Raw genomic sequence first — 23,909 nt, 5'->3', positions numbered from 1 at the left:
GCCCATCCGAGGCGCAAACACCGGCGCTAAGTGACCCCGCGTTGCGGAGGGCGTAACGCCCGGCAGCGGCAGGGCATGATCGCTTAGGATGAAAACCATGACTTACAAGCTGATTCTGCTGCGCCACGGCCACAGCGACTGGAACGCCAAGAACCTGTTCACCGGCTGGGTGGACGTCGACCTGAACGACCAAGGCCGCGAGGAAGCAGCGCGCGGTGGAGAGCTACTGGTCGAGAACAACGTTCTCCCGGACATCCTGTACACGTCCCTCCTCAAGCGGGCCATCAACACCGCGAACATCTCCCTGGACAAGGCTGACCGCGGCTGGATCCCGGTCAAGCGTGACTGGCGCCTCAACGAGCGCCACTACGGTGCGCTGCAGGGCAAGGACAAGGCCCAGACGCTCGCCGAATTCGGTGAAGCGCAGTTCATGGAATGGCGCCGCAGCTACGACACCCCGCCGCCTGCCCTTTCCGATGACAGCGAGTTCTCCCAGGTGAACGACGTGCGCTACGCGGGCCTCGGCGACGCCCTGCCTCGCACCGAGTGCCTCAAGGACGTCCTCGTGCGTCTCCTGCCGTACTGGGAGTCCGACATCAAGGAAGACCTCAAAGCAGGCAAGACGGTCCTGGTCACGGCCCACGGCAACTCCCTGCGCGCCCTCGTCAAGCACCTCGACGGCATCAGCGACGAAGATATAACCGGCCTGAACATCCCCACGGGCATCCCGCTGGTCTACGACCTGGACGAGAACTTCCAGCCGATCAACCCCGGCGGAACCTACCTCGATCCCGAAGCTGCAGCAGAGTCCATCAAGGCTGTAGCAGCACAAGGCAAGAAATAGGCCTCTGAGAGAACGACGGCGGCCGGCCCACCTCGCAAGGTGGGCCGGCCGCCGTCGTTGTTTATTAAGCCCGGCTAGAAGCCTTCTGGCTGCCATTCACCGGTGACCAGGTAGGTCACTTTGCGGGCAACGGAGACGCCGTGGTCCGCGAAACGCTCGAAGTATCGGCTGGCAAGCGCCACATCCACCGTGGTGGCCGCAGTCTCGGCCCAGGCGGGATCTGCGATTGCCCTGAAGACGCTCAAGTGCAGATCGTCCACCCGGATGTTGAGCTTGAGGATGTCCCGGGCGACTTCCAAGTCACGCGACTCCAAGAGCAGGGTGACCTTCTGGATGATTTCGAGGTCGAGGCGGGCCATGTCCTTGAACGTTGCTGTCAGCTGCTCCGGGATGACCGTGGCCGGGTAGCGCAAACGGGCCAGTTGGGCCACGTGCCGGGCGAGGTCACCCATGCGCTCCAGGGATGCGCTCATCCGCAGGGAGCCGACAATCATCCGGAGATCGCTTGCCACGGGGCCCTGGAGGGCCAGGATGTCGATGGCCCGTTCGTCGAGTCCGTTCTGCAGGAAATCGATGCGGGCATCGGCAGCAATGACATCCTGGGCAAGATCAACGTCGGCACCTTCGAAAGCGGTGGTCGCGTTCTGGATCGCCTCTGTGACCAGTTTTGAGATCTCGATGAGGTCCTCACCGACCTGGATGAGCTCCTCCTGAAAAACCTTGCGCACGGTGGCGTCCTCTCCTTGGAAATCTCCTCCGCACCCCTCTGACGGCGCGGAAAATCATCACAGCTAACTACGGTCCAACTAGTAAGGGTGGCAGTGGTCAATGAACGATTGCGCACCTTTAGGTGAACGTTAGCTGAACCGGGGCCGTTTGGTGACCGTTCCATATTTTGCAGTGTTTTGAGCGCATAAGCTAGATCCGTGGATCCAGTGCTCATCGGTGTCATCGCAGGTCTAGTCGGCCTGTCGTGCGGCGTCTTTGGCGTGCTCGCGTTCAGGCTCAGTGAACGGCAGCGGAAGATCGTGGACCTGGACGTCACCGAGCCGCTGCTTCCGGAGGGAGCCGCGGAGGTGCTGTCCGTCGTCGGGCGCGCTTTCGTCGTGGTGGACGCGATCGACGGCGTCGTCCGGGCCAGTCCCGCGGCCTATGCGTACGGCCTCGTGCGGGGCCACACGGTGGTCCACAAGCAGTTGCTGGACATGACCGCAAAGGTGCGGCGCGACGGCGTGATCCTGGAGGAGACTTTCGAGTTGCCCCGCGGTCCCCTTGGCAAGGGAACCATTGTGGTGCAGGTGCGGGCAGCCATGCTCGGATGGGAATATATCGTCCTCCTGGCCGATGACCGCACCGAAATCACGCGCACCGAAGAGATCCGCAACGACTTCGTGGCCAACGTATCGCACGAACTCAAGACGCCGGTGGGTGCCATCTCCCTGCTGGCCGAGGCGCTCGAGGCAAGCCCGGACGACGAAGAAGCCGTGCGCCGCTTCGCCAAGCGCATGCACAAGGAATCCACACGGCTCGCCGCGCTGGTGCAGGACATCATTGAGCTGTCCCGGCTTCAGGGCGCAAACGTGGCACAGCAAGGGCACACCGTGGATATCAATACGGTGATCGCCGAAGCCGTGGATCGTTCGCAGCTCCCGGCCGAACTCAAGAACATCAAGATCGTGGTCGGCGGCCGCTCGGAAACAATGGTGTTCGGTGACCAGGACTTGTTGGTGACCGCCTTGCGGAACCTGATCGACAATGCCATCCGTTATTCGCCGGAGAACACCCGTGTGGGAGTGGGGGTCCGCGCTAAAGAGGGCGTGGTGGCCATTTCCGTCACGGACCAGGGCGAGGGTCTCAGCCCCGAGGACCAGGAACGCATCTTCGAACGCTTCTACCGCGTGGATGCGGCGAGGTCCAGGCAGACCGGGGGAACAGGCTTGGGCCTGAGTATCGTCAAGCACGTGGTGTCCAACCACGGCGGCGAAGTCACCGTCTGGTCGCAGCCCGGCCAAGGTTCTACTTTCACCATCCGCCTTCCGGAAATGGAAGGCCAGGAGGACGACGCCGGGGCGAAGCCCCGAAGCGTGATTCAAACGACGGGCGCTGTGCGCGCCCTAGAGCAAGGAGCTGGCGCTTGAGCAGGATTCTGATCGTGGAGGACGAAGAGTCCTTCAGCGACCCTCTTTCCTACCTATTGGGCAAGGAAGGCTTCGATGTCCAGGTTGTGGACAACGGCAGTGACGCCTTGGTGGAGTTCGACCGGAACGGGGCCGACCTTGTGCTGCTGGACCTGCAGCTTCCGGGGACCCCTGGCACCGAGGTTTGCCGGCAATTGCGCCAGCGCTCCAGCGTACCGGTCATCATGCTGACGGCCAAGGACTCGGAAATCGACAAGGTGGTTGGCCTGGAGCTTGGCGCGGACGACTACGTCACCAAGCCGTACTCCTCCCGGGAACTCGTGGCGCGCGTTCGTGCCGTGCTGCGGCGGCAAGGCGAGCCGGAGGAACTCATCACGTCCACCGTGCAGGCCGGCCCTGTCAGGATGGACATCGAGCGGCATGTGGTGAGCGTCAACGGCGAACAGGTGTCTCTTCCGCTGAAGGAGTTCGAACTCCTCGAGATGCTCCTTCGCAATTCGGGCCGCGTGCTCACCCGCGGGCAGTTGATCGACCGCGTCTGGGGCTCCGACTACGTGGGCGACACCAAGACCTTGGATGTCCATGTGAAGCGTTTGCGCAGCAAGATCGAGCCTGACCCTTCGGTGCCCCGCTACCTCGTGACAGTGCGCGGCCTGGGCTACAAGTTCGAGCCGTAGGAACCCGTGGGGCCGGCGAGGTCCGGAACGGCCGCGTAAGGCGAACAGAGAGCAACATAGCAAAAGGAAGGGCTCCCGTGGTGGGAGCCCTTCCTTTTGCGTTCGTGGAGCCGGATCTGTTGCAGACCCGAGCGGCGCAGGTCGCTGGCCGACTAGTGGCCGGTGGCGCTCGGCGTCGGGGTCGCGCTGGTGCCCGAGGTCGCGCTGCTGCCCGGGGTGGCGGAACCGCTGACCGAGGGGCTCGGAGAAGCGGAAACGGTGGGGAGGTACTTCGCGTATTCCTTCAACGAAGCATCCAGGACCGGGAACTGCACGGTGCGGGAATCGGAGCCGGACTTGATGGTCACGGAAACCATGGAGCCCGGGGCTCCGCCGCTCGTGCTCAGAATCGCGGGGTCGGTGTTCTCGTTGAGGTAGGTCTGGGACTTGGCCTTGACCGGAATGGTCGCCTGTGACCCGCCGGCACCACTGATGGTCAGGGTTGCATCGCTCGAGGAGGTGTTGAACACGGCACCAATGACGCGCCCCGGCTTGTTGGCATCCGTGGAGACGATGAGCATGTTGCGCAGCTGGAGCGAACCGAGGTCATCCCTGACGCCGTCAGACGGAGAATACTGCTCGTTGGTCTGCTGGGGGTTGATGTAGCCACAGCCGGTCACGGACAAGAGACCGATGCCGATGGCGGCCGCTGCCATCGCCAGTTTGCCGCGCTGGACACGGTTCATCGCAGTAATGCGCACGACACGTACTCCTCTAAGAGTCATTGGAACACTTTTCAGGCATAGCCTATCGGCAAACTAGCAGGAACAAGGATTCCGATCACCATTGTGGCGGCCCTCCAGAAGGAGTAGCGTCATCGGGAACGCTGTGTCCAATGCACTTTTATGCCCTCCCGTCAAGGGGGTGCCGGAGGGCTGAAAAGGCCATTTTCCGCGTATTTACAGGGCTCAGGACCCCTTTCCGTGCCAATCGTATGCCTTAAGCGTGATAAACTGGTCTGCGGGAAAGGGGAAAGTCCACATGGTTTTTGAGGTCGGCGAGACAGTAGTTTACCCTCACCACGGTGCAGCAAAAATTGAAGAAATCAAGATGCGCACTATCAAGGGCGAAGAGAAAATGTATCTCAAGCTCAAGGTGGCTCAGGGTGATCTGACCATTGAAGTTCCAGCAGAAAACGTAGACCTTGTTGGGGTTCGCGACGTAGTGGGTAAGGAAGGCTTGGAGCACGTATTTGACGTCCTCCGTGCCGAGTTCACTGAAGAGCCCACCAACTGGTCCCGTCGCTACAAGGCAAACCTGGAGAAGCTTGCTTCCGGCGACGTCATCAAGGTTGCAGAGGTCGTCCGCGATCTTTGGCGCCGTGATCACGATCGCGGCCTTTCCGCAGGTGAAAAGCGAATGCTGGCCAAAGCCCGTCAGATTCTGATTTCAGAACTGGCATTGGCTGAGAAGACCGACGAAGAGAAGGCCGCAAGCGTTCTCGACGAAGTTCTGGCTTCCTAACAGAGATTCAAAGATTTGAACCCCGGTGGCAACCTGCCGCCGGGGTTTCCTTTTGCCCAAAAGCACAACTCCCGGCCCCGCAGCCCAACTGTCCCCACCGGCTCCCAGCCTTCGCAAGCTCAGGCAGGGGCCCTCGCCGGCGTTGGCCCACGCAGTAGGTGTCGTTTTTAGCGCCCAAAACGACACCTAGTGCGAGCTAGTTGGGCGGGTGGGCACCACGTAGGCTTGGGCGCATGACTACACAATCCCAGCGCGAGGCCACCGCCGTCGTCGTCGTTGCGGCCGGCTCAGGGGAGCGGCTTGGCTACGGCATGCCCAAGGCAAAAGTGCCGCTGGGCGGCGAAACGATCCTGACCCATGCCCTTCGCGGCGTCGCGACGGCGGACGTTGCCCGCCAGATTTGCGTGGCCGTCCCGGCGGGGGACCTGGAACTGCGCGAGCTTTGTGAACAATTCCGCCAAGAGCTGGGCGCTGACGGGCCGCTGATCACAGTGGTCGACGGCGGATCCACCCGCGCCGCTTCGGTCCGCGCCGCCCTAGCGGCGCTACTTGAGGGAACGCGCGCCGTGCTCGTTCACGACGCCGCGCGGGCGTTGACTCCCGACCGGGTCTTCCACCGCGTCGCCATGGCGCTCTCGTCGGGCGCCAAAGCAGTCATCCCCGCAATGCCGGTGGTGGATACCGTCAAGATGGTTGTGGAAACTGACGGGGACGACGCCGGAATCGCGCCGGAGATCGTCACCGGCACCGCCCCGCGCGAACAACTTCGTGCGGTGCAGACCCCGCAGGGGTTCGACTACGAGACATTGTTGCGCGCCCACGCGGCGGCCGCGACGTTCGACGACGAGCAATCGGCGGCAGTCACGGATGACGCCATGCTCGTTGAGCTCCTGGGCGTTCCCGTTCACGCAGTCCGAGGTGCCAGCCAATCGCTGAAGATCACCACGCCGCTGGACCTCATCATTGCCGAAGGCCTGCTGGAAGGGCCGCTCGGATTCCGCTGGGTGGAAGGCTGATGGCAGTCTCGGAGAACGTAGCGATGATCCTGCCGCGCACGGGCATCGGGGTTGACGTGCACGCCTACGCGCCCGACAGCGATCCGCAGCCGCTATGGCTCGGCGGACTGTTTTGGGAAGGGGAACGCGGACTGTCAGGCCATTCCGACGGCGATTGCGTCGCCCATGCAGCGGCCGACGCGCTCTTCTCCGCGTGCGGCATCGGCGATCTGGGCACGCATTTTGGTACCGACCGTCCCGAATTCGCAGGTGCGTCCGGGGTGAAGCTGCTGGGGGAGGCGGCCAGGATTGTCCGTGCCGCCGGTTTCGAAATCGGGAACGTGGCTGTGCAGTTCGTTGCCAACAGGCCAAAATTCGGGCCGCGGCGTGAAGAGTCGCAGCGCGTCCTGAGCGCCGCCGCGGGAGCTTCCGTCAGCGTCACGGCGACCACGAGCGATGGCTTGGGTTTCACGGGGCGCGGCGAGGGTATTTCCGCCGTCGCCACGGCCCTCGTTTACGCCGTGGCGGCAGCGCCCCCAGGCGATGGCGCCTAAAAAGAGTTAGTTGGTGTGCAACGAAGCCAGACGGTGCGCATCCGCTAATCTGGAGCGGTGACCCTGCGCTTTTACGACACTGCATCCGCCGAAGTCCGCGACTTCGTTCCCCTTGAAGCCGGCAAGGCCAGCGTCTACTACTGCGGTGCCACGGTGCAGGGGATGCCGCACGTGGGGCATGTCCGATCCGCGATCGCCTTTGACCAGTTGACCCGCTGGCTTGAATACCGCGGGCTGCGTGTCACTGTTGTCCGCAACGTCACGGACATCGACGACAAGATCCTTGCCAAGTCGGCGCAGTCGTTCGGGCCGGACTGGGCCGAGGAACCCACAGCCAAGGCCGAGGAAGAATGGTGGGCCCTGGCCTACCGCTACGAGCAGGAGTTCGAGCAGGCCTACGACGTCCTCGGCGTTTCCCGCCCCACCTACGAACCCCGCGCCACCGGCCACATCCCCGAGATGCACGCCCTCATTCAAAGGCTTATCGACCGCGGACACGCCTACCCTGCGCTGGACGACTCCGGGGACGTCTACTTCGACGTCCGCTCCTGGAGCAAGTACGGCTCACTGACCCGCCAGAACATCGACGACATGCAGGGAGCCGCCGACGTCGAGCCTCAATTCAGCAACAGGAAGCGCGACCCGCGCGACTTTGCGCTCTGGAAGGGCTACAAGGACGGGGAGCCGACGACGGCGAGCTGGGTTTCGCCGTGGGGAACCGGCCGGCCGGGTTGGCACCTTGAATGCTCCGCCATGGCTACGAAGTACCTGGGCCAGCAGTTCGACATCCACGGCGGCGGCTTGGACCTCCGCTTCCCGCACCACGAGAACGAGATGGCACAATCGCAGGCTGCGGGTGACGAGTTCGCCAACTTCTGGCTGCACAACGGCATGGTCACGTATGAGGGCGAAAAAATGTCCAAATCCGTAGGCAACACGGTGAGCCCCGAAGAAATGCTCGAGCTCGCGAGTCCACGGGTTGTCCGGTACTACCTAGGCCAGGCGCAGTACCGCTCCATCCTGGACTACCGGCCAACCTCGCTCCAGGAGGCCGCGGCCGCCGTGGAGCGCATTTACGGTTTTATTGCGAAAGCCTCCAAGAAGTTCGGTGGCGAGTTCGCCGCGCACCCCGAGTCGAGCCCCGTGCCGGATGCCTTCGCAGCTGCCATGGATGACGATCTCAACGTTCCGCAGGCCCTTGGCGCCCTGCACGAGACTGTCCGTGCCGGAAATACGGCGCTGGCGTCCGGGGATGACACCGTGGCCCGGCAGGCACTCCAAGCCGTGCTCGCCATGACCACCGTTCTTGGACTCAACGATGTCCGCGGCGAAGTCCAGGAAAACTCCGAGACGGCCCAAGCCCTTGAAGTCCTCGTGGAAGCCCAGTTGCAGGCCCGCGCCGAGGCGCGCGCCAACAAGGACTGGGCCGCTTCCGACGCGATCCGCGACACTCTCGCGGCAGCCGGAATCGCCGTCGAGGACGGCGCCGATGGGGCCAGCTGGAGCCTCAAAAAGGACTGAGAAAGCGCCGTCGTCCCGATTTAAGTTGATTCAGTAGACTTGATTGCAGACGTACTCAACACAATCAAGGGTGGAATTCATGGCCAACAACGGTCGCCGGGCTGTCAAAAGCAAGAAGGGCCCCACCACCGGAACCGGTGGCCACGGTCGAAAGGCCTTGGAAGGCAGGGGTCCAACCCCCAAGGCTGAGGACCGCGAGTACCACAAGGCGTACAAGAGCAAGCAGCTCGCCGAGCGCTCCGCGGCCAAACGCGCAGCCGGGGGCGCCAGCCGCTCCAACCCGGGCGCCCGCTCAGGCCCGAAGGGCCGGGCTACCGAGGAAGTGGTCACTGGACGCAACTCCGTGGTGGAGGCGCTGCGCGCCGGAATCCCCGCGAAGGCACTGCACGTTGCCATCCGGATCGAGATGGACGACCGCGTCAAGGAGTCCCTCAAGCTCGCCGCCGAACGGGGCATCCCGCTGCTGGAAACCGGTAAGCCCGAGCTGGACCGCATGACCGAAGACGCCGTCCACCAGGGCCTCGTACTGCAGATCCCGCCGTACGAATACCAGGACGCCTACGACCTCGCCGAAGAGACGGTCGCCAAATGGAAGAAGGGGTACATTCCCAACGCGCCCCTCTTCGTTGCGCTCGACGGCATCACCGACCCCCGCAACCTGGGCGCCATCATCCGCTCCGTTTCCGCCTTCAGCGGCCACGGCGTGATTGTCCCGGAGCGCCGCTCCGTCGGCGTCACCGCTTCGGCTTGGAAGACCAGCGCAGGCGCGGCGGTCCGCGTCCCCGTGGCCCGGGCGGCCAACCTGAACAACGCCCTCAAGCAGTTCAAGCAGATGGGCATCTTCGTGTTGGGCCTGGACGGCGACGGCGATGTCTCGCTGCCGGATCTCTCCTTGGCCACCGATCCCGTGTGCATTGTCGTGGGTTCCGAGGGCAAGGGCCTCAGCCGCCTGGTCCGCGAAAACTGCGACCAGATCATCTCCATTCCGATCGACTCGGCCATGGAATCGCTCAACGCCTCCATGGCCGTGGGCATCTCCTTGTACGAAGTCTCAAGGCAGCGCGCCACGAAGTAACCCTGCGGTGGGTGGCGGCACAGCCGCCGGCCAAATACAGACGCTCGCTCACTTATAGGGTGTTTCCGACGGACGCTCGCTCACTTGATGTGAGCGAGCGTCCGTCCATTTGGCGCCAGATGTGAGCGAGCGTCCGTCCATTTGGCGCCAGATGTGAGCGAGCGTCCGTCGATTTAACACCAGATGTGAGCGAGCGTCAGTGTTCCCTCGAGAAGCCGGGGTTAGAACTCGCGGCGGTTGGCTAGGACCGGGAGCTTGGCCCGTGCGTCCTCGACGACGGCGGCATCCAGCTCCGCGAACAAGAGGCCTGGCTCGGCGTCGAGCTCTTCCAGCACGTTTCCCAAGGGGGACACGACGACGGAGTGCCCCACTCCGGTCGGCGCCGCACCCTTGGGTTCACGGCCTTGGCTCGCGGGATCGCCCTGGCCGCAAGCAAGCACGAAGGTCGTGGTGTCGATCGCCCGGGCGCGCGCGAGCAGTTTCCACTGTTCCGCCTTCCCCGGCCCGGCACCCCAGGAAGCGGACACGATATTCACGACGGCTCCACGATCGGCATTGGCGGTGAAGAGGGCCGGGAAACGGATGTCGTAGCACGTGGCCAAGCCAAAGGTGAGCCCTCCGGCGTCGAACGTCACCGGATCAGTGCCTGCGTCGACGGTGTCCGATTCGGCAAAGCCGAAGGCGTCGAAGAGGTGGATCTTGTCGTAGCTGGTGTCCACTCCGGGCCCGGTGGCGATCAGGGTGTTCCGGACCTTGCCGTTGTTGCTGCCGTCGGACGCCAGCCCGGGAGTGAACATTCCGGCCACGATCACGATCCCAAGGTCCTGGGCGATCTTCCGCACCTGGCTGGCCCATGGCCCGTCAAGGGGTTCGGCGATGTCAAGCAGGGAATTCCCGAACGCCCGCATGGTCGCTTCGGGGAACACCACGAGCTCTGCGCCGCCTTCCTTGGCCCGGCGGGCGTAGTCTTCCAAAAGGACCAGGTTCTCTGCCAGCTCGCGGCCGCTGATGAGTTGAGCAAGGGCGATTCGCACAATTACCTCCACATTGGTGTATAGCCAAAGTATGCAACGACCGTGCCGAGGATTCGAACTCATCCGCGTGGGTGGGGGCGCATTCGGCGCAACCGACACAATCCGCTCAAACGGCTGGTTTCACGAAAAGCGCAATGAGCCGGGCGATTCGACGTTTCAGCAGGTGAGGGGCTTGTTTGCGTTCGCCGGGGCCGCCGGCTTGGTTCCGGTTGCCGGGCATGGCCACTGTCATATGGGCCGCGGGCAAGGGAGAATTGGCGTCGGAGACTAAACTCTCAAGTAATGGTTATGCCGATTTTTGACACAGCATCTACAGTGGACGCCTCGCGGCCGTCGCCGCTCGGGCTGAGTATTCCGCGGCCTGAAGTGTCCGACGGCGACACCCCCTCGCCGGACCGGGTCAACGTCGCTCTATGGGCCCCCGGACTTACTCGGGTCGAAATCGCGTACAAGGCCCCCGGTGACTCCTGGAAAGTCCACACGCTGCCCAAACTTGAGGACGGCGTGCACTACGGGATCGTGGACGGGCTGCCACCCGGCACCCGGTACGGCTTCCGCGCGGCAGTCCACGATGACGCGCTTCCACTGTCCGTTCCTGCTCCGGACTTTGACGCCGACGACGCCGAGCAGCTGTTGCTGGATCCGTACGGTCGGGCGGTGCACCAGCGGGGTGAACTGCTGACTTCCGTGCGGATGGAATCGGGTTTCGACTGGGGTGACGACCGTCCGCTGCGCACGACGTGGCGGGACACCATTGTCTACGAGGCCCACGTCCGTGGCCAAAGCATGCTGCATCCCGATATCCCGGAGCACCTCCGCGGCACCTACGCCGGCATGGCCCACCCCGCAATGATCGAGCACTTCCACTCACTGGGAGTCACGGCCGTTCAATTGCTGCCCATCCACTTCCACATGGACGAGCAGCACCTGCAGTACCTGGGCCTGACCAACTATTGGGGCTACAACACCGCAGCCTTCTTTGCGCCCCATGCGGACTACGCCACGCAGGCCGCCCAGCAGGCCGGCCCCCACGCCGTCCAGGACGAATTCAAGGGCATGGTGAAGCTCCTGCACGCCGCCGGGATCGAGGTGATCCTCGACGTCGTCTACAACCACACAGCGGAAGGCGGGCCCGACGGCGACACCTTCAGTTTCAGGGGCCTGGGCGAGGAGCGGTACTACCGCCACGATGCCCACGGCCGCTACCTCGATACGACGGGCTGCGGCAACACCCTCAATTTCGCCGAACCCAGGGTAGTGGATCTGGCCATTGAGTCGCTGCGCTATTGGGCGGAAGAATTCCACATAGACGGCTTCCGTTTCGACCTTGCCGTGACCCTGTGCCGCAACGCGGGCAACGAGTTCGATCCTGAGCACCCTTTCCTGAAGCGGATCGCGGAGGATCCGGTGATCTCCCGGACCAAGCTCATTTCCGAACCGTGGGACGTGGGCTACGGTGGCTGGCAGACCGGGCGCTTCCCCGAAGGATGGGTGGACTGGAACGATCACTTCCGCGACGGCGTGCGTCGCTTCTGGCTCTCTGACCGGGGCGCTGCCGACGCGGGGATGTCCGGCGGCAACGTGGGAGTCCTGGCCGACGCCTTGACTGGCTCCACGCGGGTATTTGAATCGTCGGGACGCTCCAGGCTCGCCTCCCTCAACTTCATCACCGCCCACGACGGTTTCACGCTCGCCGACTTGGTGTCCTACGACCGTAAGCACAACGAGGCCAACGGCGAACAAAACCGCGATGGCCACAGTGACAACCGCAGCTACAACCACGGATTCGAAGGACGCACGGAGAACGAGAGGATCCTTGCGGCGCGCGCCCTTTCGAAGCGGAACCTCATGACCACGTTGATGATCTCCATCGGCGTGCCCATGATCACTGCCGGAGACGAACTCGGGCGCACACAGCAGGGAAACAACAACGCCTATTGCCAGGACAACCCCCTGACGTGGATCGACTGGACCCAGACACCCGAATCGCATGAGATGCTGCGGAGCACCAAACGGGTGATCCGGCTCCGCAAGGAGTTCATGCAGGCCCAGGACGCAGGCTTCCCGGACAAGGGGACGGGCCTGGATTGGTTTGACGACAAGGGCCAGCCTATGACGGCAGCCCGTTGGCACGATCCATCCCTGCGGGTTGTGCAGCTTTTGGTGAGCTCGGAGGGCGGCGCTTACCGCGGCTTGATCGTGATCAACGGGAACAAGGATGACCAGAAGGTTGTCCTGCCCAAGTTGGTTGCCGAGTCCGGGGCGGGGAGCCGGATGTTCGAACTACGCCTGACGACGTCCGAGCTCAATGACCGCAGGCAGGGAGCACTGGTCGCGGCAGGCGAGCGGGAAGTCGTCCAAGGCAACACCATCAACGTCTACCGCACCTAGGAACCATGAAGATCTATTCCGCAGACACCTGGACACTGGAAGAACTGCAGGAACAAGTGTCCGACGCCGGCCGCCGCACCGTGATGGTGCCGCCGGCAGCCAGCAAGAAGGCCGTCTTGGAAGTGTTCGGCCAGGTGCTCGATTTCCCCGAGTACTACGGGGTGAACCTGGACGCGCTCAACGATTCACTCCACGATTTCGCAGACAGCGTCTCTGAGGATGACCAACCACCCGTCACCCTGATTTGGCAGGTCCCGGCGGCCTACCGGACAGACCGCTCCTTCGGGTTGGTTTGCGAAATCCTCCAGGACGCCGAATCCTACTCCGGGCGGGACATCGCCGTCATAGCGGTCTTCCAGCAGTAGCCAACTAAACCGAATCCGCCGGGTGTCAGTGATCCGGAAGCGTGCGTCAAAAGCGACGAAGGAGCTAGCACGCGTAGGATTGCTGACACCCGGGGCCCGGTTAGCCGCTACGCGTTGACGATCAGCCCCAGTTCGGCCTTGGAGGCCAGGGAGGGGTGCTTCGGGAAGACCCGGACGGTGTAGCCGAAGGATCCGGAGCGGTTGATCAGGATGGACCCCGTGAACAGGTGGCGCCCGTTGCCAAGATCCTCGAACGAGTTCAGTTCGGCCACGGTGATGTCCTCCAACTCATCGCTTTCTTCAGCCCGCCCGTAAGCTACCTCGACGCTGACGTCGTCCGGTGTCAGGGTGTGCAGGGCGATGTACGCGTTGACCTGGAGAGTGTCCCCGACCTGGGGCTCCTCGGAGACGCCCACGGAGTCGACGTGTTCAACGATCAGTTGCGGCCAGGCGTTGCGAACCTTGGTGGTCCACGCCGCGAGCTCCTTCGCTTCCTTGAAGGAGCCCGCCACGGCATGCCGACCGGACTCCGCTGCCGGGCGGTAGAGGGTGTTGACGTAGTCCTGGAGCATCCGGTCGGCCGAGACGGCCGGGCCGAGGTGGGCCAGGGTGTGCTTGATCATGGAGACCCAGTGCGTCGGGATCGCTTCCGGGCCGGACTGCGAGGGCCCGGCCGCGCCGGCTTCCGCGGAGACCGTGGAGCCGTAGAAGCGCGGGGCCACCTGGGTCTCCAGGAGCTCGTAGAGCGCGGCCGCTTCGATGTCATCGCGTTCGGTGGGTGAGGCGTCGTTGTTTGCGGTGGGGATCGCCCAGCCGTTCTCGCCGTCGTACATCTCATCCCACCAGCCGTCCAGGACCGAGAGGTTCAGGGAGCCGTTGATGGCCGCCTTCATCCCGGAGGTCCCGCAGGCCTCCAGGGGCCGGAGCGGGTTGTTCAGCCACACGTCGCAGCCCGGGAACAGGGTGCGGGCCATGGCGATGTCGTAGTTGGGCAGGAACACGATCCGGTGCCGCACGGCGGGGTCGTCGGTGAACTTCACCAGGTCCTGGATCATCTTCTTCCCGGCGTCGTCCGCGGGGTGGGACTTGCCGGCGATGACCAGCTGGATGGGGTGCTTCGGGTGCAGCAGCAGCGCCTTGAGCCGGGCCGGGTCCCGGAGCATCAGGGTCAGGCGCTTGTAGGTGGGCACGCGCCGGGCGAAGCCGATCGTCAACACGTCCGGGTCCAGCACGGTGTCCGTCCAGCCCAGCTCGGCATCCGCCGCGCCGCGCTTCTTCCACGCCGCCCGGAGCCGACGCCGGACATCCTCCACGAGGGAGACGCGGAGTTGCCGCCGCAGCGACCACACGTCCTCGTCGCTTACGTTGTAGGCGAGATCCCAACGGCCCAAGGCCTCGGCCTCGGTTCCAAACTGCTGGCGGGCCAAGGCGGAGATGCGCGGATCCACCCAGGTGGGCACGTGGACGCCGTTGGTGACGGAGGTGATCGGGATTTCGGAGTGGTCGAAGCCTGGCCAGAGCCCGGAGAACATCTCGCGGGAGACCACCCCGTGGAGTTTGGCCACGCCGTTGGCCCGCTGCGCCAGGCGCAGGCCCATGACGGCCATGTTGAAGACCGCGGGGTTGCCGCCCTCGTAGTTTTCCCTGCCCAGTTCCAGGACCTTCTCCACCGGCACGTCCGGGGCCAGGCCGGCGTCGAAGAAGTGCCTGATCTGCACGGCCTCGAAGCGGTCGATGCCGGCCGGCACGGGGGTGTGGGTGGTGAACACCGTGGACGCGCGTCCGGCGGCCAGGGCCTCGGACCAGCTCAGCGGGGCCTCGGAGGACATGAGCTCCTGGATCCGTTCGATGCCCAGGAACCCGGCGTGGCCTTCGTTGGTGTGGAACACCTCCGGGGCCGGGGTGCCCGTGAGCCGCTGGTAGACCCGCAGCGCCTTCACCCCGCCCATGCCCAGCAGCAGCTCCTGCTGCAGGCGGTGGTCACCGCCGCCGCCGTAGAGGCGGTCCGTGATCCCGCGCGCGGCGTCGTCGTTGGCCGGAACGTTCGAATCGAGCAGCAGCAGCGGCACCCGCCCGACGTCGGCACGCCAGATGTGCGCGTTGAGCTTGCGTCCGTTGGGTAGCGGGAGCGAAATCGTCACCGGCTTGCCGGTGCCGTCCTCGGACGGCTCGCGCAGCAGTGTCAGCGGCAACCCGTCGGGGTCAAGGACCGGGTAGGTCTCCTGCTGCCAGGCGTCCCGGGAAAGGGACTGCTTGAAATAGCCCGCCTGGTAGAGCAGCCCGACGCCGATCAACGGCACACCCAGGTCCGAAGCCGCCTTCAAATGGTCCCCGGCCAGGATCCCCAAGCCGCCGGAATACTGCGGAAGCACCTCGGTGATGCCGAACTCCGGCGAGAAATACGCGATGCACGCCGGAGCGTCCGGACCCAGGCCCTGGTACCAGCGCGGCTCGCTCAAATACCGGTCCAGATCCGCAGCCGCGTGCTGCACACGTTCTACAAGTTCATTGTTGGAAGCAAGTTGGTCCAGCTGATCGCGGCTGATTGACCCGAGGAGGCTTATTGGATCGTGACGGCTCTCCTCCCACAATTCCTGGTCAAGGCTCGCAAAGAGCTCGCGGGTAGGTCGGTGCCACGACCAGCGCAGATTCGTCGCGAGACGAGCCAGCGGCCGGATCGGCTCGGGGAGCAGGGTACGGACGGTAAACCTTCGAATTGCCTTCACGAGCGTCACACTAATCCACTCGGTGGACGGCAGGAACAGCTTTCGGTTTCTTTTAGGTAAATGACACATTGCGCGGAAGAGTCTGGGGCACCTCTTCGCAAAATGTGATTTTTCTCGCTAACGTCGAGGTTGTGACCACTACTGCAGCACCGCGATCCAGCTCAGCATCCAAGTCCAAGCAGAAGACCGGTATCACCGATGGTCTTAAGTTCGGCAGATTCCCCATCACGGCCGTGCAGCCCGTGATCGAGGAAGGCCGGTTCCCGGCCAAGGCACTGCCTGGTGAAGACTTGGTGGTTGGCGCCACGGTCTTCCGCGAGGGCCACGACCAGCTGGGGGTTAGCGCTATCCTGCTGGACCCCAAAGGCAAAGAACGCCAGCGTGTCCGGCTCGCCCCTGCGCCGGGTGAGCGTGGCAAAGGAACCGACCGTTGGGAGGGCCTGCTGACCCCGACGGCGCCCGGAGCCTGGACTTTCGCGATCGAGGCCTGGCACGACCGCTACGGCACATGGCATCACAACGCCGAAGTAAAGGTCGAAGCCGGCATCGACGTGGAGCTGATGCTCGCCGAGGGCGTCGCCCTGCTCGCGGAAGCCGCCGGCGAAAGCACGCGAAGCGCGGCTGACAAGCGCACCCTTCGCGCTGCCTCCGAAGGCCTCGCCGATACTTCGAAGACTGCCGAGGAGCGCCTTGCCGACGGCTTCAGCGCAGAGGTCGCAGCCGTCGTCGAGCGCCAGCCGATCCGTGAACTGGTGACCGTCTCGGAACAATACCCGCTCCTCGTGGAGCGTGACTTGGCCGGGCGCGGAGCCTGGTACGAATTCTTCCCGCGTTCCGAAGGCGCCGTTTTCGATCCCTCCACCGGAACGTGGACTTCAGGCAACTTCACGACGGCGGCCAGGAGGCTCGACGCCGTTGCGGAGATGGGCTTCGACGTCATCTACCTGCCGCCCATCCACCCGATTGGTTTCCAGCACCGCAAGGGACGCAACAACACCCTGACTCCGGGTCCGCAGGATCCCGGCTCGCCGTGGGCCATCGGCTCCGAGGCCGGCGGGCACGACGCCATCCATCCGGAATTGGGATCGTTCGAGGACTTCGACGCTTTTGTGGCCCGCGCCAATGAGCTGGGCCTCGAGGTGGCGCTGGACTTGGCGCTGCAGGCCGCCCCGGACCACCCCTGGGTGAAGACCAACCCCGAATGGTTCACCACTCGCGTGGACGGCAGCATCGCGTATGCCGAAAACCCGCCGAAGAAGTACCAGGACATCTACCCGCTGAACTTCGACAACGATCCGGCCGGACTGTCCAAGGAAATCCTGCGGATCGTCTTCCTCTGGGTGAGCCACGGAGTGAAGATTTTCCGCGTCGACAACCCGCACACCAAACCGGTGTGGTTCTGGGAATGGCTGATCGCCAAGGTCAACAAGAAGCACCCCGACGTCGTTTTCCTCGCCGAGGCGTTCACCCGCCCCGCGATGATGCACGCCCTCGGCCGGGCAGGTTTCCAACAGTCGTACACGTACTTCACATGGCGGAACACCAAAACCGAACTGGAATCGTATTTCCAGGAGGTCAGCCACGAATCCCCGGCGTACTTCAGGCCCAATTTCTTCGTCAACACCCCGGATATCCTCACCGAATACCTCCAATACGGCGGTCCGGCTGCGTTCCGCATCCGCGCAGCACTGGCAGCCACGGCCAGCCCGCTCTGGGGCGTATACGCCGGATTCGAGCTGTACGAGCATGTGGCGCGTCCCGGAGCCGAAGAGTACATCGACAACGAGAAATACGAGTTCAAGAACCGCGACTGGGATGCCGCAGCGGCGTCGGGGCACAGTCTCACCCCCTACATCACGCGGCTTAACGCCATCCGGAAAGCCCACCCCGCCTTGGGTGATCTGCAGAACCTGACTCTGCATCACAGCACGGATGACGCCACCATCGTGTTCTCCAAGCACAAGACCTTGCCCGACGGCAGCAAGGACACCTTGATCATTGTGGTCAACGTCGATCCCCACGGCACCAGGGAAAGCACCGTGACGCTGGATCTCTCAGCTCTTTCGCTGGATCCGGCCGACTTCACCGCCAACGGACGATTCTGGGTGGATGATTTGGTCAGCGGCGAAAGCTGGGAGTGGGGCGAATACAACTACGTCCGACTGGACGCCCATGTAGAACCGGCACACATTCTCAATATCCGGAGGTAGCCTTAGTGAGCTTCAATCCGCAGGGTCAGAGTCAGTACTTCACGCCGAAGAACACTTTCGAGCTGAACGCCCCGGGTCTTCAACATGACCCACATTGGTATCGGAAGGCTGTTTTCTACGAGGTTCTGGTGAGGGCCTTCGCGGATGCGAATGGTGACGGTTCCGGTGATTTCCACGGACTCATCGACAAGTTGGATTATCTGCAGTGGCTCGGAGTGGATTGTTTGTGGCTGCCGCCGTTCTTCGATTCGCCCTTGCGCGACGGCGGTTACGACATTTCCGATTACACGTCCGTGTTGGACGAGTTCGGCACCATCAGCGACTTCAAGCGGCTCGTCGCCGAGGCCCACGCGAGGGGCGTCAGGGTCATCATCGACCTCCCGCTGAACCACACCTCGGACCAACACCCTTGGTTCCAGGAGTCACGCAAGAACCCGGATGGGCCGTTCGGCGACTTCTACGTGTGGAGTGACACCGACGAGAAGTACCAGGACGCGCGCATCATCTTCGTGGACACGGAAGAGTCCAACTGGACGTTCGATCCGATCCGCCGGCAGTTCTTCTGGCACCGTTTCTTCAGCCACCAACCCGACCTGAACTTCGAAAACCCGAAGGTCATCGAGGCCGTCCACGACGTCGTCAAGTTCTGGCTGGACCAAGGCATTGATGGATTCCGGGCAGATGCCATCCCGTACCTCTTCGAAGAAGAGGGCACCAATTGCGAGAACCTGCCGGCCACCCATGGCTTCCTGCGTGACCTTCGGAAGATGGTGGACGAGAACTACCCGGGCCGTGTGATCATCGCCGAAGCCAACCAACCGCCGCACGACGTCGTCGAGTACTTTGGCACCGAGGAAGAACCGGAGTGCCACATGGCCTTCCACTTTCCCATCATGCCGCGCCTGTACTACGCGCTCCGCGACCAGAAGGCCGCTCCCATCATCGAGACGCTGCGGGATACCCCGGGAATCCCGGCCGGCGCGCAATGGGGGACCTTCCTGCGCAACCACGACGAACTCACCCTCGAGATGGTCACCGCTGACGAACGTGCCGCCATGTTGGGCTGGTACGCTCCGGACCCGCGCATGCGGGCCAACATCGGCATCCGGCGCAGGCTCGCCTCCCTGCTGGACAACTCCCGCTCGGAGATCGAGCTGATCAATGCGTTGTTGCTTTCCCTGCCGGGCAGCCCCTTCCTGTACTACGGGGATGAAATCGGGATGGGAGACAACATCTGGCTTGACGATCGCGACGCCGTCCGCACGCCGATGCAATGGAACCCGGACCGCAACGCAGGTTTCTCCAACGCCGATCCCGGAAAGCTCTACCTGCCCGTCATCCAGTCGTTGGTCTACAACTACAGCATGGCGAACGTCGAGGCCGAAGCGGCCCATTCCGGATCGCTCCTGCGCTGGACACGCCAGATCCTGAGCGTCCGGAGGAACCACCCAGCCTTCGGTCTAGGCGACTTCCGGCACGTTCCGGCGGACCACGAGGTGGTTCTTGCCTACATGCGCGAGCTGCGGGAGGACAATCCGGAAGGCGAGGATGCCGAATCCATCCTCTGCGTTTTCAACCTGTCCCAACATCCGGTTGCTACGACCCTCGATATCCCTGAATACGCCGGAAGGGGCCTGCGGGATGTGTTCGGCGGCCAGCCGTTCCCGGGCATCGGCGCCGACGGCTCCCTGACCCTCACGCTCGGTAGCCACGACTTCTTCTGGCTTCGGGTGCGCTCGGCGGGTTCCACCGGCTCCTCGCCGTACACCCAGGCCATCCCAGTGCTGTCCATCGAAGGCTGACATGAGTCACATGGCGCCCACCACGGTCCTCGCCTCCCTGCTCAAGGAATGGCTGCCCCGGCAGCGCTGGTTTCCCGTCAAGGCAGGGTCATTCGAACTGGATTTCGTCGGCTCGTTCGGGCTTCCTGAGCCCGCCGCCGGGACCGGCCTGGAGGTCCAGCTGATCTCCGTCGCTTACGCCACGGCCGATGGCGGGAGGCAGACTGACATCATCCAGGTACCGCTCAGCTTTCGCTCCGCGCCAGCGGCCGCCTTGGCAACTGCCTCGGTGGGCCAGATCGGTGGAACAAGTGAGCAGGACCCGCCGGTCTGGGTATATGACGCTCCCCACGATCCTGACTTCGTGGCGGCAATGCTCGATCTCATCCGGGGTCAGTCGTCCGCCGAACCCGGAGAGGGGGAATGCACGGCGAGCGGGCATACGGTGCCCGGCAGCCTGCGGCTGCCCACTGCCTCAGGATCCGTGCGTGTCTCTTCCGGCGAGCAGTCCAACACTTCAGTGATCGTCGACGACGGCGTGTCCGCGGCGATCGTGAAGATCTTCCGGGTCCTGTCGGTCGGCAAGAACCCCGAAGTGGAGGTTGGCGCGGCCCTGACCGCGGCGGGCACGAAGGAAGTGCCTTCCACCCTTGGCTGGATCACGGGAACCTGGGAGGTGCGGACGCCCCTGGGCCGGCACGGCGCGGCATCGGCGGATTTCGCCGTGGCCCACGAATTCCTTGCGGGCGGGCAGGACGCCTGGCGCCTCGCCGTCGACGCCGCGGCTTCAGGCAGGGACTTTTCCGCCGAAGCGCGGCAGCTGGGCCAAGCGACTGCCACCGTGCATCTGCGGCTCGCGGAAACCCTCGGAACCGCCCGGGAACGCGTTCCCGGCCAGGACATCGCACCCGAAGTAGCGCGGCGCGTCCGCCAGTCTTGGGCTGAGGCGGGCACCGCCGTCGGGCCCCACGAGCAGCAACTCGAGGCACTCCTGACGCAACTGTCGGGCAAGGAAGCCGGGATGCTGCAGCGCATTCACGGAGACCTTCACTTGGGCCAGATCCTGTTGGTGCCCGGCACCGCGGGAGAACCGGGTCGGTGGGCGATCCTGGACTTTGAAGGCGAACCCTTGCGGCCGATCGAACACCGTAACATTCCCGACGTTCCCCTGCGGGACGTCGTCGGAATGCTGCGATCCTTCGACTACGCCGCCGGTGCGGCCATCCGCGAGAATCCGGGCGCCCGGGTTCCCGCCACGTGGGTTGACGACTGCGCCGAGGCGTTCCTGGCCGGCTACAGCGACATCACCCCTGGAACTATTGACCGCCGATCGCCGCTGTTTGTGGCATTGTGGCTGGACAAGGCCTTGTACGAGGTGATCTACGAGCTGCGGAACAGGCCGGATTGGTTGCCCATTCCGGTCAATGCTTCGCGGCAGCTCCTCGGAAATACGAGCCCCGGCACGGATGCCGCGGCGACATCGGAAGGTAAGGAAATGACAGGCTCAGCACGTACCGAACGGCCCCGAGTCCCGCTGTATGTGGACGCCGCTACCCTGGGCCGGGTGGCCGCTGGTGCGCACCATGCCCCGCACTCGGTGCTTGGTGCCCACCTTGACGACCACGGTCACGTCACCATCCGCACGGTCAAGCACTTGGCGGCGGAGGTAACTGTAGTCACCGAAGCCGGTTCCACCCCGATGACCCACGAGACCGACGGCGTCTGGGTGGCGGTCCTCGAACCGCTGCAGCACGGCCACGTGCCGGACTACCGCCTGGAAGTTGTGTACGGCGATTCAGCGCCGGTGACGATCAATGATCCCTACCACTACCTTCCAACCGTCGGAGAGGTGGACCTCCACCTCATCGGCGAAGGCCGGCACGAACGGCTCTGGGACACACTGGGCTCCCACGTCCAGCACTACCGCTCGCCACTTGGCGATGTAGACGGCGTCTCCTTCGCCGTCTGGGCGCCGAACGCTCAGGCGGTCCGCGTCAAGGGCGACTTCAACTCTTGGGACGGGCGTGAACACGCCTTGCGCTCACTCGGGTCTTCAGGCGTTTGGGAAGTCTTCATTCCGGGCGTTTCAGCAGGGGCGTGCTACAAATTCGAGCTGCTCACCAAGGCCGGCCATTGGGTGGAGAAGGCCGACCCGCTCGCCTTCGGCACCGAAGTTCCACCCCTGACCGCGTCACGCGTGGTGGAGTCCGGCTACCGCTTCAAGGACGACGCCTGGATGACGGCGCGCGCCAACAAGGATCCGCACAACTCGCCCATGAGCGTCTACGAAGTCCACCTTGGGTCGTGGCGCCTTGGCCTCGGGTACAAGGAGCTGGCCAAGGACCTCGTGGAATACGTGAAGTGGCTTGGCTTCACCCACGTGGAGTTCATGCCGGTGGCGGAGCACCCCTTCGGCGGTTCGTGGGGCTACCAAGTCACGTCCTACTTTGCTCCGACCTCCCGCTTCGGGCATCCGGATGAGTTCCGGTTCCTGGTCGATTCGCTGCATCAGGCGGGTATCGGCGTCATCCTCGACTGGGTCCCCGCGCACTTCCCGAAGGACGCATGGGCCCTTGCCCGCTTCGACGGCGAACCACTGTACGAACACTCCGATCCCCGACTCGGCGAGCACCCGGACTGGGGCACGCTCATCTTCGACTTCGGCCGCACCGAGGTTCGCAACTTCCTGGTCGCGAACGCGCTCTACTGGCTCGAGGAATTCCACATCGACGGGCTCCGGGTGGATGCCGTGGCCTCCATGCTCTACAGGGACTATTCGCGTGAGGACGGGGAGTGGTTCCCCAATGTCCACGGTGGACGCGAGAACCTGGAAGCCATTTCCTTCCTCCAAGAGGTCAACGCCACGATCTACAAGACCCACCCCGGGGCAGTGACCATTGCCGAGGAATCCACGGCGTTCCCGGGCGTTACCGCGCCGACCAACCATGGCGGCCTCGGATTCGGGCTCAAATGGAACATGGGCTGGATGCACGACTCCCTCAAGTACATCTCCGAAAACCCGGTGAACCGCCGCTGGCACCACGGTACGGTGACGTTCTCCATGGTCTATGCATTCACGGAAAACTTCCTGTTGCCCATCAGCCACGACGAGGTAGTACACGGCAAGGGATCCATGCTGCGCAAAATGCCCGGCGACCGCTGGCAGCAGCTAGCCAACCTGCGGGCGTTCATGGCTTACCAGTGGGCGCACCCGGGCAAGCAGCTCATCTTCATGGGTACCGAATTCGGCCAAGAGGCCGAATGGTCCGAGCAGCACGGGCTCGACTGGTTCCTTGCGGACATCCCGTCGCACCGCGGACTGCAATTGCTCACCCGTGAGTTGAACTCGCTGTACAGCTCGACGCCGGCCCTGCATGTCCGGGACAACGAGCCTGGCGGTTTCCAGTGGATCAACGGCGCGGACGCGGATCGCAACGTACTGACCTTTATCCGGTGGGACCACGACGGCAAGCCCCTGGTATGCGCCGTGAATTTCTCGGGAGGCCCGCACCAGGACTATGTGCTTGGCGTCCCGTCTGCCGGCGCTTGGCAGGAAGTACTCAACACTGACGCCGAGGTGTACGGAGGCTCGGGCGTGATCAACAGCGGTGAGCTGCTTGCCACCGCACCGGGTGCGGAAGGATTGCCTGCGGCACTGACCGTCACGCTGCCGCCGCTTGGAGCTTCTTGGTTCACGCTTGTGGGTTAGCTGTTCTTAGGTGGGAGCCCGGAAGCCGCGTGCTTCCGGGCTTTCGCTTTGGACCTTTCGTGCCGCTGCGGAGGCACAGGAGCTCGTCTGGCGGGGGTTTTGCCTCCCCGGTGAAGTGGTGGTATAGTTAGTACCCGCGCTGCTCCCCAGTGGAGATCGGTGAAGTTGACTGAGTTCCTCGTGAAGATCAAGTCAAGAACGCCGATTTGACTAGGAGGCAAGCAGCCGGTAAGTTTGGAAAGTTGCTCCGGAGCGATCCTGGACCCTTTGGTGGGTGTGGGTGGTGCCGGGTGTGTCTGTTGTTTGAGAACTCAATAGTGTGCCAAGTTTGTTGATACCGATTTATTTATATGAATTGGTTGTTTTGGCTGGTTTCGTGTCACCTC

At 63.7% G+C, this 23,909-nt stretch carries 17 protein-coding genes; 13 read left to right on the top strand and 4 right to left on the bottom strand.

The annotated features are described in order from the left end of the window. The first annotated feature begins 97 nt into the window (after positions 1-97). Entirely contained in the window at positions 98-844 is a 747-nt protein-coding gene (locus tag ACFVTG_RS13370) for a phosphoglyceromutase (RefSeq protein WP_236815209.1), read from the top strand. Positions 845-918: 74 nt separating this feature from the next. On the opposite strand, the gene phoU is transcribed toward ACFVTG_RS13370, so the two are convergent. Further along, positions 919-1,572 carry a phosphate signaling complex protein PhoU gene (gene phoU / locus ACFVTG_RS13365; protein ID WP_284753411.1) on the bottom strand — a complete coding sequence of 218 codons (654 nt, stop codon included), beginning with the start codon at positions 1,570-1,572 and terminating at the stop codon, positions 919-921. Positions 1,573-1,779: 207 nt separating this feature from the next. On the opposite strand from phoU, the gene ACFVTG_RS13360 reads away from it, so the two are divergent. Both ACFVTG_RS13360 and ACFVTG_RS13355 read left to right on the top strand, forming a co-directional pair. After that, positions 1,780-2,982, top strand: coding sequence for an ATP-binding protein (locus tag ACFVTG_RS13360; RefSeq protein ID WP_284753532.1), 1,203 nt, complete (start codon positions 1,780-1,782; stop codon positions 2,980-2,982). Continuing rightward, on the top strand, positions 2,979-3,659 hold the full coding sequence (locus ACFVTG_RS13355) for a response regulator transcription factor (protein ID WP_059388662.1): 681 nt from the start codon (positions 2,979-2,981) through the stop codon (positions 3,657-3,659). The genes ACFVTG_RS13360 and ACFVTG_RS13355 overlap by 4 nt, the downstream gene beginning before the upstream one ends. Before the next feature lie 152 nt (positions 3,660-3,811). Here the strand turns inward: ACFVTG_RS13355 and ACFVTG_RS13350 are convergent, their stop codons facing one another. Then, entirely contained in the window at positions 3,812-4,384 is a 573-nt protein-coding gene (locus tag ACFVTG_RS13350; protein ID WP_390281337.1) for a hypothetical protein, read from the bottom strand. Between the two features lie 295 nt (positions 4,385-4,679). Here ACFVTG_RS13350 and ACFVTG_RS13345 point away from each other — a divergent pair, with 295 nt between their 5' ends. From ACFVTG_RS13345 to rlmB, 5 genes are all read left to right on the top strand, one after another. Continuing rightward, the gene (locus ACFVTG_RS13345) at positions 4,680-5,162 is read left to right on the top strand and encodes a CarD family transcriptional regulator (RefSeq protein ID WP_011690592.1); all 483 of its coding nucleotides are present in this window, start codon (positions 4,680-4,682) and stop codon (positions 5,160-5,162) included. A gap of 233 nt (positions 5,163-5,395) precedes the next feature. Beyond that, positions 5,396-6,178 (top strand): 2-C-methyl-D-erythritol 4-phosphate cytidylyltransferase, encoded by a 783-nt coding sequence (ispD, locus tag ACFVTG_RS13340; protein ID WP_390281110.1) that lies wholly within the window; start codon positions 5,396-5,398, stop codon positions 6,176-6,178. Positions 6,179-6,201: 23 nt separating this feature from the next. Continuing rightward, positions 6,202-6,711, top strand: coding sequence for a 2-C-methyl-D-erythritol 2,4-cyclodiphosphate synthase (gene ispF / locus ACFVTG_RS13335; RefSeq protein WP_390281335.1), 510 nt, complete (start codon positions 6,202-6,204; stop codon positions 6,709-6,711). A gap of 57 nt (positions 6,712-6,768) precedes the next feature. Continuing rightward, positions 6,769-8,232, top strand: coding sequence for a cysteine--tRNA ligase (gene cysS / locus ACFVTG_RS13330; protein WP_390281108.1), 1,464 nt, complete (start codon positions 6,769-6,771; stop codon positions 8,230-8,232). 79 nt (positions 8,233-8,311) lie between these two features. Beyond that, positions 8,312-9,307 (top strand): 23S rRNA (guanosine(2251)-2'-O)-methyltransferase RlmB, encoded by a 996-nt coding sequence (gene rlmB, locus ACFVTG_RS13325; RefSeq protein ID WP_390281106.1) that lies wholly within the window; start codon positions 8,312-8,314, stop codon positions 9,305-9,307. 221 nt (positions 9,308-9,528) lie between these two features. Here the strand turns inward: rlmB and ACFVTG_RS13320 are convergent, their stop codons facing one another. Next, positions 9,529-10,341 carry a carbon-nitrogen hydrolase family protein gene (locus ACFVTG_RS13320; RefSeq protein WP_390281104.1) on the bottom strand — a complete coding sequence of 271 codons (813 nt, stop codon included), beginning with the start codon at positions 10,339-10,341 and terminating at the stop codon, positions 9,529-9,531. Between the two features lie 282 nt (positions 10,342-10,623). Between ACFVTG_RS13320 and glgX the strand changes: the two genes are divergently transcribed. Beyond that, positions 10,624-12,732 (top strand): glycogen debranching protein GlgX, encoded by a 2,109-nt coding sequence (gene glgX / locus ACFVTG_RS13315; protein ID WP_390281102.1) that lies wholly within the window; start codon positions 10,624-10,626, stop codon positions 12,730-12,732. A 5-nt stretch (positions 12,733-12,737) separates the two neighbouring features. Beyond that, the gene (locus tag ACFVTG_RS13310; RefSeq protein WP_390281100.1) at positions 12,738-13,097 is read left to right on the top strand and encodes a barstar family protein; all 360 of its coding nucleotides are present in this window, start codon (positions 12,738-12,740) and stop codon (positions 13,095-13,097) included. 107 nt (positions 13,098-13,204) lie between these two features. On the opposite strand, the gene glgP is transcribed toward ACFVTG_RS13310, so the two are convergent. Beyond that, the gene (gene glgP, locus ACFVTG_RS13305) at positions 13,205-15,823 is read right to left on the bottom strand and encodes an alpha-glucan family phosphorylase (protein WP_390281098.1); all 2,619 of its coding nucleotides are present in this window, start codon (positions 15,821-15,823) and stop codon (positions 13,205-13,207) included. Positions 15,824-15,954: 131 nt separating this feature from the next. Here glgP and ACFVTG_RS13300 point away from each other — a divergent pair, with 131 nt between their 5' ends. Genes ACFVTG_RS13300 through ACFVTG_RS13290 form a run of 3 tightly spaced genes read left to right on the top strand, consistent with a single transcriptional unit; the run spans position 15,955 to position 23,523 of the window. Further along, positions 15,955-18,033 carry an alpha-1,4-glucan--maltose-1-phosphate maltosyltransferase gene (locus ACFVTG_RS13300; protein WP_390281096.1) on the top strand — a complete coding sequence of 693 codons (2,079 nt, stop codon included), beginning with the start codon at positions 15,955-15,957 and terminating at the stop codon, positions 18,031-18,033. A gap of 5 nt (positions 18,034-18,038) precedes the next feature. Beyond that, positions 18,039-19,835 (top strand): maltose alpha-D-glucosyltransferase, encoded by a 1,797-nt coding sequence (treS, locus tag ACFVTG_RS13295; protein ID WP_284754238.1) that lies wholly within the window; start codon positions 18,039-18,041, stop codon positions 19,833-19,835. A 1-nt stretch (position 19,836) separates the two neighbouring features. Further along, positions 19,837-23,523: a 1,4-alpha-glucan branching enzyme gene (locus tag ACFVTG_RS13290; protein ID WP_390281094.1), complete on the top strand. Its 3,687-nt coding sequence runs from the start codon at positions 19,837-19,839 to the stop codon at positions 23,521-23,523. Positions 23,524-23,909 lie beyond the last annotated feature (386 nt).

It is taken from the genome of Arthrobacter sp. NPDC058127, from assembly GCF_042884555.1.
Lineage (GTDB): Bacteria > Actinomycetota > Actinomycetes > Actinomycetales > Micrococcaceae > Arthrobacter.
The sequence above is the reverse complement of the archived record's forward strand: the minus strand, read 5'-3'. Positions and strand labels throughout refer to the sequence as shown.

Coding starts and splice junctions, on each gene's coding strand:
- ispD (WP_390281110.1), top strand. CDS start 5,396: ATGACTACACAATCCCAGCGCGAGGCCACCGCCGTCGTCGTCGTTGCG.
- ACFVTG_RS13290 (WP_390281094.1), top strand. CDS start 19,837: ATGAGTCACATGGCGCCCACCACGGTCCTCGCCTCCCTGCTCAAGGAA.
- rlmB (WP_390281106.1), top strand. CDS start 8,312: ATGGCCAACAACGGTCGCCGGGCTGTCAAAAGCAAGAAGGGCCCCACC.
- ACFVTG_RS13370 (WP_236815209.1), top strand. CDS start 98: ATGACTTACAAGCTGATTCTGCTGCGCCACGGCCACAGCGACTGGAAC.
- ACFVTG_RS13345 (WP_011690592.1), top strand. CDS start 4,680: ATGGTTTTTGAGGTCGGCGAGACAGTAGTTTACCCTCACCACGGTGCA.
- ACFVTG_RS13310 (WP_390281100.1), top strand. CDS start 12,738: ATGAAGATCTATTCCGCAGACACCTGGACACTGGAAGAACTGCAGGAA.
- glgX (WP_390281102.1), top strand. CDS start 10,624: ATGGTTATGCCGATTTTTGACACAGCATCTACAGTGGACGCCTCGCGG.
- ACFVTG_RS13350 (WP_390281337.1), bottom strand. CDS start 4,384: ATGAACCGTGTCCAGCGCGGCAAACTGGCGATGGCAGCGGCCGCCATC.
- ispF (WP_390281335.1), top strand. CDS start 6,202: ATGATCCTGCCGCGCACGGGCATCGGGGTTGACGTGCACGCCTACGCG.